Below are 8,764 nucleotides of genomic sequence, written 5' to 3'. Positions count from 1 at the left end.
GACGCGACGCCACTCGGCCATCGGCTATCTCAGCCCCGTGGCATTCGAGCGCTTGGCCGGTTCAGGCTAAACTCGGTGTCCATCGAACCGGCAGCAGGCCACTCTGGCACAATGCCGCCGCAAGGGCCTGGCCGGAGATCGAGCCGCTGGTTCGCCATCTTGAACACGGGGATCTGGAGCATGCGACCTACCGGGATGTTTGGGCCGCACCACCCTATGACCGGCGCGTTGTTCTCGTCGGCGATGCGGCCCATGGAACTAGCCCGCAACTCGGCCAGGGCACCACCCAGGCCCTTCGGGATGCGGAGGCTTTGGCGGAGGCGCTCTCCGGTCCTGGCGACCTGGCAGCTCAGCTTGCCGCCTACTGGCAGGCGCGCCGACGCCGAACGGCTTATTATCGACTCGCAAGCCGGGCTCTGACGCCGGCTTTTCAATCCGGCATTCCCGGACTTGGTTGGCTGCGCGATCGCCTCGCCGGCCCGATTGGGCGATGGTCACCGGTTCGGAACCAGGCACTGCTCACGCTGGCCGGGTTGAAAGATGGCCTGTTCAGTTCAGATGCGCTGTAGGCGGACGATCTGACCATCGCCGATAGGATTGTGCGGTTCACCGAAATAGATCGTGGGTAGCATCGCAAACAGGAAAACGCCGCAGCGCCATGAATGAGGGGATGGTGCCCAGGGGCGGAATCGAACCACCGACACTGCGATTTTCAGTCGCATGCTCTACCAACTGAGCTACCTGGGCCCAAGCATCGCGGGCTGTGTTGACAGCCCACCATGGCAGAGGCGCGCGTGATAGCGGAAGGTCCGCGGCCTGTCCACCCGGCATCAAGCCTCTTCCGACGGATCCTCAGGCTCGCGGACCGGGATCGCGTAGCTTCCGCTCAACCATCGGCCGAGGTCGACTTGGGCACAGCGATCCGAGCAGAAGCGCGCATCCGGCAGGGGCAAGGGCTTGCCACAAATGGGACAGCTGCGCGGCTGCCGCCGCATTGGGCGGGTCTGGCTCATTCTTCCATCTCCACGACCTCCTCCTCGCCCGGCCGTCGCGCCGGGTCTGGCACCAGAACCAGGGACCGTCCTGCAGCGACGCGATATTCCGCCAGAGCGTCCCCGGCGCCTTCGAGAGCGCGTATCGTCTCCGGTGCCGCATGCAACGCCCAAACCCGGTATGGCGCCACGGCGACCTCTCGCAGGGCCCGGCGAATCGCCGCCAGGCCGCGCGTCAGCGGTGTTGCTGGCAGCCCGGTGACCTCGTGCAGCGGCGGGTGAATACGTGCGCGCTGAACTTCTGCGAGGCCGAGCCGGGTGAGTCCCAGAAGCTTGGGCCGCAGTGGGTCCTCTAAAAGCGCCGTGGCGAGGTCCGGCAGCAACGCTTCCCGCATGCGCACCGTCATGCCGGCAAAATCGACAAGGATGGCGCCGGCGAGGTTGCGCAGCCGAATTTGCCGGGCAACCTCCAGGGCCGCACGACGATTCAACTGGGCGTGCGCCAGCTTGTCACGCCCACCCGCTTCTGCTCCCGCATCGACGTCAAACGCGGTCAGAGCCGGTGTGACGGAGATCTGCAACCGCGCACCGCCTTCCAGCACGACGTCCTGCTGAAGCAGAGCGTCGAAGGCGGTCTCCAGTTCCTCGTCAAAGGCCGGGTGCAAAACCAGCTTCACCCTGTCGCCCAGGGCCGGCCGGAGGCGGGCCGCCAGGCTCGGCCCGTCCGTCAACAGTTCGGCGTCGGGCCAGAGGGCTGCCAAGCGCTCCGCCGCATCCGGCCCGCGCCGCAGGAGAAGGGGCGGTCCGTTGCCCTGCGCGACCGCGAACGCCGAATCGGCGGCAGAAAGCCTCGCCGAGGCGCGCGGACCCTTGCCGCCCTGCGCTGCGCGCGTCAGGCGAACGGCAAGGCTCTGGCCCTCTTGCAGGGCACGCGCAATAGGCTGGCGCGGCAGCGGTAGCTCACTTTCCGGCAGGAAGGCTGCCGTCTCCCCTGCCAGGGTGAGGAACGCGCCGCTCATCGCCGGGGCAATGGCCGCAACCCGCGCCCGATGGAGATCGCCAACCCCATCGCGCCGGCCCAGTCGCTCGACGGCGACCGCCTCGAGCCGTCCGTCCCGCAGGCCTGCGACGCGGACCTCGCCGGGGGAGACACTGACGCGGATCTCCGCGTTGCCAATCACGGCCGCAACCAACCAGCCCCACGCAGCAACTGCGCCGTTTCAAAAAGGGGAAGGCCCACCACGTTCGAATGGCTGCCGGAAAGGAAGCGCACGAAGGCCTCGCCGCGCCTTTGGATCTGATAGCCGCCGGCGGCACCCTGCCACTCACCGGATCCTACATAATCTTCGATCTGCGCTTGGGTCAGCCGTTGGAAGGCAAGGATTGTCGTCACCAGTCTCTCCGACCTGCGCCCATCAGGGCGGAGGAGGCAGACGCCGGTGATGACGCGATGGCGCCGTCCAGAAAGCATGGCAAGGAAGCTGGCCGCTTCGTCTGCGCTTGCAGGCTTGCCGAGAATGCGCCGGCCAACACCGACGACCGTATCAGCGCCGAGCACCAGAGCGTCCGGGACCGCCCGAGCAACGGCCTCGGCCTTGGTCGCCGCGAGACGTGCCGCAAGAAGGCGCGGAACCTCGGCACGGCGCGGTGTCTCGTCGACATCGGCCGGTAGCACTGCATCGGGTACGACGCCGACGCGGCCCAGCAACTCCAGCCGCCGAGGGCTTGCGGAAGCCAGAATGAGGCGGATCCGGGTCTGCTCCATCTCCATCACCGCCCGCGGCCCAGGAGCTACTTGAAGCGGAACGTGATGCGTCCCTTCGTCAGGTCATACGGGGTCATCTCCACGTTCACGCGGTCACCCGCCAGAACGCGGATGCGGTTCTTCCGCATTTTCCCGCTGGTATGCGCCAGCACCATATGGTCGTTGTCGAGCTTCACGCGAAACATCGCGTTGGGCAGCAGCTCCACAACGGTGCCGCTGAACTCGATCATGTCCTCTTTCGACATGCAGATCCTTCGTCGGGGTCTTTAAAGCCGGCTCGGCCGGGGCCGGCAAAGCGCGACAGGGGGTGTTCGCGCCGGGACGCAAAGCGGCGCGGAACATGGGCGCCACGGCGCCCGAGGTCAAGGATGCTTGTTGCCCAACCTTAGGGCAACGCTCATGGCATGGGCATCCAGCCCCTCCGCCCTTGCCAGTGTCACCGCCGCGGGTCCGATGGCCGCAAGCGCGGCAGCGTCCGCCTCAACCCAGGTCGTGCGCTTCAGGAAATCGAAGACCGAGAGACCGGAGGCGAAGCGGGCGGTGCGCCCCGTGGGCAGCACATGGTTCGGACCCGCCACATAATCCCCCAAGGCTTCCGGGCAGTGCCGGCCGATGAAGGCGGCACCGGCATGGCGGATCGCGGCGAAAAGGTCCCGCGGCGCGTCCACCATGATCTGCAGGTGCTCCGGCGCCAGCCGGTTGGTCAACGCCACCGCCTCAGCCCAGTCGCCAACGACCACCACGGCACCATGTGCCACCCAGGAGGCCCTCGCGATGGCGGCCCGGGGTAGATGCCGCAAGGCCATCTCAACCTCTGCCACCACGGCCTGCCCAAAGGCGGCGCTATCCGTAATCAGGATAGATTGCGCCGCCTCGTCATGTTCGGCCTGCGCCAGCAGGTCCATTGCGACATGGCGTGCCTCGTTCGCGGCATCCGCCAGGACCACCACCTCGGAGGGCCCCGCGATGCTGTCGATTCCGACGCGGCCAAAAACCTGACGCTTCGCCTCTGCCACAAAGGCGTTGCCTGGACCCACGATTCTGTCCACCGGGCGCAGGGACCCGGTTCCGAATGCGAGTGCGGCGATGGCTTGGGCGCCGCCGATTCGCCAGACCTCCGTCACCCCGGCCAGCGCTGCTGCGGCCAGGACCAGCGGGTTCAGCACCCCGTCCGGCGTCGGCACGCACATTGCGATGCGTTGGACCCCGGCTACCCGGGCTGGAAGGGCGTTCATCAGCACCGAGGACGGGTAGGCTGCCTTGCCGCCGGGAACGTACAGCCCCACCGCATCAATCGCGCCCCAACGCAGGCCAGTGCGCACCCCGTCAGCATCCGTCATGTCGAGGTCTTGTGGCAGTTGCGCCCGATGGAAGACCTCGATGCGCCGTGCGGCCGTTTCCAGCGCGCCGCGCTGCGCCGCGGGAATGGCGCCGACTGCGTCCGCGATCTCGGTTGGCGTGATCCGAAGGGCCGCCGCATCCGCAGGCGTCCAGCGATCGAAGCGGGCGGTCAAACCGGTCAGGGCCGCGTCGCCCTCGGCACGAACCTGGGCAATGATGCCAGCCACCGCGGCATCGACGCGCGTCGTGGTTTCCCGCGCTTCGTCCAGCAGAGCCTGGAAGGCGGCTTCGAAGCCGGGTTGGCCAGTCTCAAGCCATTTCATCGCAGATCATCCATGGCGGCCCGAAACCGCGTGATCCAGGCGCCGATCGCTTCCGGCCGTGTCTTGAGGGCGGTGCGGTTGACGATAAGGCGGGACGTCACGTGCGCGATAACGTCCGTCTCAACGAGACCATTGGCCTTCAGGGTCGAGCCTGTCTGAACCAGGTCCACGATGAGGCGCGACAGCCCCAGTGACGGCGCCAGTTCCATTGCCCCGTTCAGGTGGACGATTTCCGCCTGCACCCCGCGCGCGGCAAAGTGGCGCTGGGCGATAGCCGGGTATTTGGTGGCGACTGTGACGCGCGACCAGGCCGCGATCTCGTCCTTGCCGGCTCGTGTCGCGGGCTCCGCAACGGAAACCCGGCAGCGCCCGATCCCGAGATCAAGCGGCGCGTAGATCTGGTCGTAGTCAAATTCCATCAGCACATCGGCCCCGCAGACGCCGATCTGCGCGGCGCCATGAGCCACGAAGGTCGCGACATCGAAGGGGCGGACGCGCACCACATCAAGGCCCGGGTGGTTGGTTTCGAAGCGGAGGCGCCGACTGTCCTCATCCTGAAAGTCCACCGCCGGGGTGATTCCCGCATGGGCGAGCAGCGGCCGCAGCTCTGCCAGAATCCGCCCCTTGGGCAGCGCCATGACCAGGGGCGTTCCGGCCTCGGTCGAGGGCGGCGGGTCTGAAGGCACGGTCGTCAAGGTTTCCATGGTCCGACCTGACACCAGGGCGGCGCGACTTGCCACCGCGGTTCTATGGCAGCTTCACCGCGGCCGGCTGGCCGGGAAGCGCGTCCGGCGGATCGCAGAAGCGGCGTCCGCCGTCAACCTCGGCGCCGCGGGATCAGACCGTGAACTGCTCGGCGATGATCCGCTCCGATAGCCCGTGATCCGGATCGAACAGCATGGTGAGGGCGACGCTGCGATCCTCCCACACCTCCACCTGGCGCACGTCCCGGACCTCCGTGTAATCTGCCACCGCAGCCACCGGGCGTTTCTCCGGCTCAAGCACCTCGAACATCACCCGCGCCTCTGATGGCAGCAAGGCGCCACGCCAGCGGCGGGGTCGGAAGGCGGAAATCGGCGTCAGAGGCAGAAGGTTGGCGCCGAGTGGCACGATCGGGCCATGCGCGGAAAGGTTGTAGGCCGTGCTGCCGGCGGGGGTGGACACGAGGATCCCGTCACAGATCAGTTCGGAAAGCCGCTGCTTGCCATCGACCAGGATGCGGATCTTGGCCGCCTGGCGCGTCTCCCGCAGCAGCGATACCTCGTTGATGGCAAGTGCTTCGACCGGTTCTCCATCGCCGACGAACGCACGCATGCGGAGTGGATGCAGGATCGCTTCCTGCGCCAGTGCCAGCCGATCGGCGAGACCGTCAGCCCGGAATTCATTCATGAGGAAGCCTACGCTGCCGCAGTTCATTCCATAGACGGGGAGGTTACGGCCGAGCAGCTTGTGCTGGGTTTCCAGCATCAGGCCATCGCCACCCAGCGCGACCACGACCTGGGCGCGATCAAGTTCCGCGTTTCCGTATTCAGCCACCAGCCGCCTCATGGCATCGTGCGCTTGATCGGTCGGTGCGGCCATGATCGCAATCCGGCCGACAAGGGCCGTGGCGTCAACCCAGTAAGGGCTCAATGCCTTGCCTGCCGCTGTGGACAAGGCAGCATCACTGGGCGCGCGACCGAGCTGGCCCGCCGCCAACAGGAGCTCGGGGATGCCGCAGGTCGGGGCCCAGTCCGGGCGCTCAGCAACACGTCCCCGTCATCCTTGCTGATCCCGCTGAGGCCACGCCGGGAGGAGTATGAAGTCGGCCGGCGCTGCGCTTGAAATGGTCTGATGGTTCAACGCTAGCATAGGTTGACCCGTGAGCGCATCCGTGCCGGTCCGCGCAGGCAGGACATGACCTTGGTCGATCAGCGCTTCGGCCAGTCGAGCTTGGGTTCCGAGCGGCCTGATGATCCTTGCCGCTCCGGCCAGGTTGCGGGCGGCGGAACCGGCGGGCGCGTGCGTGGTGCGGAGGCTTCCGGCTGCGGGCGTGGCCCGACAGGCGGATGCTCCCATTCCTCCTCCAGCGGCGCCCGGCGACGTGTCGGCTCCGGTAGGCGGACGGCCAGGCTCCTAAGTTCGGCCTGGAGTTCGTCAAGTTGCGCCTCGATGGCCTCCAATCGCCCCTTCAGGCCGAAGACGCTGAACGGCATCAGCAGGTAGGCGAGCGCCACCAGGGCGAGCAGCACTAAAACCGCCACGCCGGCCCAGTCAGGCAATCCTGGGACAGTGAGGGCGGCGACCAGATCCTGCAGCATCAGCCGCCCGTCACGCTCATATGGCGCGCCACAGCCGGCTGTCGCCTGTGACGGTCGATGACGAAATCATGGCCCTTGGGCTTGCGCGCAATCGCTTCCAGGATCGCCTGCCTGAGGCCCGCATCATCGACACCCGGGTCGCGGAGTGGACGGCGCAAATCAGCAGCGTCATCCTGTCCCAGACACATGTAAAGCGTACCGGTACAGGTCAACCGGACGCGGTTGCAGGATTCGCAGAAATTGTGCGTAAGTGGCGTGATGAACCCGATCCGACCTCCAGTTTCCCGCACCTTGAAATACCGCGCCGGGCCGCCCGTCCTGTATTCGGTCTCGTCGAGCGTCCAATTCTCTCGCAGCCGGCTCCTCACGCCGGAGAGGGGCAAGTACTGGTCGTTGCGGTCTCCATTGATTTCACCAAGGGGCATGGTTTCGATAAGGCAAAAATCGAACCCGTGCTCGCCGCACCAGGCCAGCATGTGATCGAACTGGTCTTCATTCACGCCCTTCATGGCCACTGCGTTGATCTTCACCGCAAGGCCAGCCGCCTTTGCGGCAAAAATCCCGTCGAGCGTCGGCTCGATCCTGCCCCAGCGGGTGATGGCGGCGAAGGCTGACGGGTCCAGCGTGTCCAGGCTGACATTGATGCGGCGAACGCCGGCGGCGTGCAGGTCGCCTGCCATGCGCACCAACTGGGTGCCGTTGGTCGTGACCGTCAGTTCCTGAAGCCCGCCTGGACCGATCCGGCTGCCCAGGCTCCGGAACAGGCTGATGACATTCTTCCGCACCAGCGGCTCGCCGCCGGTCAGGCGAATGCGATCTACACCCAGGCCGATGAAGGCGCCGCAAAGCCGGTCGAGTTCCTCAAGCGAGAGGACCTGCGCCTTGGGCAAGAACGTCATGTCTTCGGCCATGCAATAGACGCAGCGAAGGTCGCACCGGTCGGTGACGGAGACTCGCAGGTAGCTGACCCTTCGGCCGAACGGGTCGATCATATCGGGGTCCCTGAAGCATGGTGGGCCGGTCCGGCCCCAATCTGCCTATGCATTTGGTCCGTCCGGTCCCTGCCCTGCAAGCCCCTGGGAGGTCGTTCCTTCAGGCCAGCAGCGCGATTGTGCCTGTTGAGACGAGGAACACCAGCGCGGCCCGCTTGTACCAGCGCTCCGGCAGCACTCGGAACAGCTTGGCGCCCAACGGCACGCAGAGCATCAGGACCGGCAGCAGAACCAGAACCTTGGCCAGCACCGCCCACCCCATCAGCCCGCCCAATGCCGGCGGGATGACCGACACGACCGCGATGGTTCCGAAGAACAGGATCAGGTTCGCCCGATGCTGGCGCGCCGCTTCCGGCCCCGCCAGGAGATAGAGGATGACTGGTGGGCCGCTCATCCCCGTGGCGCCTTTCAACAGGCCAGCCAGGGTCCCAATGGCGATGTTGAGCGGCAACGGGCGGGAGCCATGGTAGCGCCAGCCTGACAACATGAGCAGTCCGAATACCAACACGAACCCGCCGATCGAGCGCCGCAGGAGATCCTGGTCCGCTGTCAACAGGACAAACGCGCCCAGCGGCGTGGCCAGCGTGGCCGCCGCGCCGATTGGCAGGATGACCCGCCGGTTGGCCTCCGCAAAGGCCTTGGGAACCAGTTGCAGCGAAACCACCAATTCCATCAACAGCATGACTGGAACGCCGACGCGCGGACCCCACAGCACGGAGTAAGCTGGTGCCAGGATGACAGCCGTCCCGAAGCCAGAATAGCCGCGCATCAGGCCGGCAAGCGCCGTGACCGCCAAGGCCGCAAAGATGCGCCATCCGCTCAGCAGCACCAGGATTTCTGCGGGGAGCTGGGTCAACCTTCACCCGGCTCGACGCGCAGCAGAACGACCAGGTCGCTGCGAATGACGACCTTGCCCGCATGATCGAAATTGACCGTTACGCGGTTGCCAATCGCTGAATGCACCTGCCCGACGCCCCATTCCGGGCGTTGCGGGTGGCAGACGCGGGTCCCTGGGTACAGTTCGGATGACACGTAAGAACGATACCAATCT

12 protein-coding genes and 1 tRNA gene are annotated in these 8,764 nt (G+C 66.4%); 1 reads left to right on the top strand and 12 read right to left on the bottom strand.

The window, feature by feature from the left end:
- Positions 1 to 569, top strand: a 569-nt coding sequence (locus HEQ75_RS08810) for an FAD-dependent oxidoreductase (RefSeq protein ID WP_168029361.1), incomplete at its 5' end; no start/stop codon positions are given.
- A gap of 102 nt (positions 570 to 671) precedes the next feature.
- Here the strand turns inward: HEQ75_RS08810 and HEQ75_RS08805 are convergent.
- The 12 genes from HEQ75_RS08805 to HEQ75_RS08750 form a co-directional block, all read right to left on the bottom strand.
- Positions 672 to 747, bottom strand: a tRNA-Phe gene (locus tag HEQ75_RS08805).
- 83 nt (positions 748 to 830) lie between these two features.
- Complete coding sequence (locus tag HEQ75_RS08800) at positions 831 to 995, bottom strand: DNA gyrase inhibitor YacG (RefSeq protein WP_209318444.1); 165 nt, start codon at positions 993 to 995, stop codon at positions 831 to 833.
- Between the two features lie 14 nt (positions 996 to 1,009).
- Positions 1,010 to 2,173, bottom strand: coding sequence for a ribonuclease E/G (locus HEQ75_RS08795; protein WP_328733489.1), 1,164 nt, complete (start codon positions 2,171 to 2,173; stop codon positions 1,010 to 1,012).
- Complete coding sequence (locus tag HEQ75_RS08790; protein ID WP_235961407.1) at positions 2,170 to 2,757, bottom strand: Maf family protein; 588 nt, start codon at positions 2,755 to 2,757, stop codon at positions 2,170 to 2,172. Before HEQ75_RS08790 ends, HEQ75_RS08795 begins: the two co-directional genes overlap by 4 nt.
- A 26-nt stretch (positions 2,758 to 2,783) precedes the next feature.
- Positions 2,784 to 3,002: a translation initiation factor IF-1 gene (gene infA / locus HEQ75_RS08785; RefSeq protein ID WP_092956859.1), complete on the bottom strand. Its 219-nt coding sequence runs from the start codon at positions 3,000 to 3,002 to the stop codon at positions 2,784 to 2,786.
- Positions 3,003 to 3,119: 117 nt separating this feature from the next.
- Positions 3,120 to 4,421 carry a histidinol dehydrogenase gene (gene hisD / locus HEQ75_RS08780; RefSeq protein WP_168029355.1) on the bottom strand — a complete coding sequence of 434 codons (1,302 nt, stop codon included), beginning with the start codon at positions 4,419 to 4,421 and terminating at the stop codon, positions 3,120 to 3,122.
- Entirely contained in the window at positions 4,418 to 5,125 is a 708-nt protein-coding gene (gene hisG / locus HEQ75_RS08775; RefSeq protein ID WP_168029353.1) for an ATP phosphoribosyltransferase, read from the bottom strand. The genes hisD and hisG overlap by 4 nt, the downstream gene beginning before the upstream one ends.
- 133 nt (positions 5,126 to 5,258) lie before the next feature.
- Complete coding sequence (locus HEQ75_RS08770) at positions 5,259 to 6,053, bottom strand: NAD kinase (protein WP_268887731.1); 795 nt, start codon at positions 6,051 to 6,053, stop codon at positions 5,259 to 5,261.
- A 278-nt stretch (positions 6,054 to 6,331) separates the two neighbouring features.
- Complete coding sequence (locus tag HEQ75_RS08765; RefSeq protein WP_168029349.1) at positions 6,332 to 6,721, bottom strand: hypothetical protein; 390 nt, start codon at positions 6,719 to 6,721, stop codon at positions 6,332 to 6,334.
- Positions 6,721 to 7,713 carry a GTP 3',8-cyclase MoaA gene (moaA, locus tag HEQ75_RS08760; RefSeq protein ID WP_168029347.1) on the bottom strand — a complete coding sequence of 331 codons (993 nt, stop codon included), beginning with the start codon at positions 7,711 to 7,713 and terminating at the stop codon, positions 6,721 to 6,723. Before moaA ends, HEQ75_RS08765 begins: the two co-directional genes overlap by 1 nt.
- Positions 7,714 to 7,813: 100 nt before the next feature.
- Entirely contained in the window at positions 7,814 to 8,569 is a 756-nt protein-coding gene (locus HEQ75_RS08755; protein WP_235961406.1) for a sulfite exporter TauE/SafE family protein, read from the bottom strand.
- Positions 8,566 to 8,745, bottom strand: coding sequence for a DUF3553 domain-containing protein (locus tag HEQ75_RS08750; RefSeq protein WP_168029345.1), 180 nt, complete (start codon positions 8,743 to 8,745; stop codon positions 8,566 to 8,568). The genes HEQ75_RS08755 and HEQ75_RS08750 overlap by 4 nt, the downstream gene beginning before the upstream one ends.
- Positions 8,746 to 8,764: the final 19 nt, after the last annotated feature.

Origin of the sequence: Falsiroseomonas selenitidurans (assembly GCF_012103215.1) — a bacterium.
Lineage (GTDB): Bacteria > Pseudomonadota > Alphaproteobacteria > Acetobacterales > Acetobacteraceae > Falsiroseomonas > Falsiroseomonas selenitidurans.
Note: the sequence above shows the minus strand (reverse complement) of the source record. Positions and strands in the feature narration are given on the sequence as shown.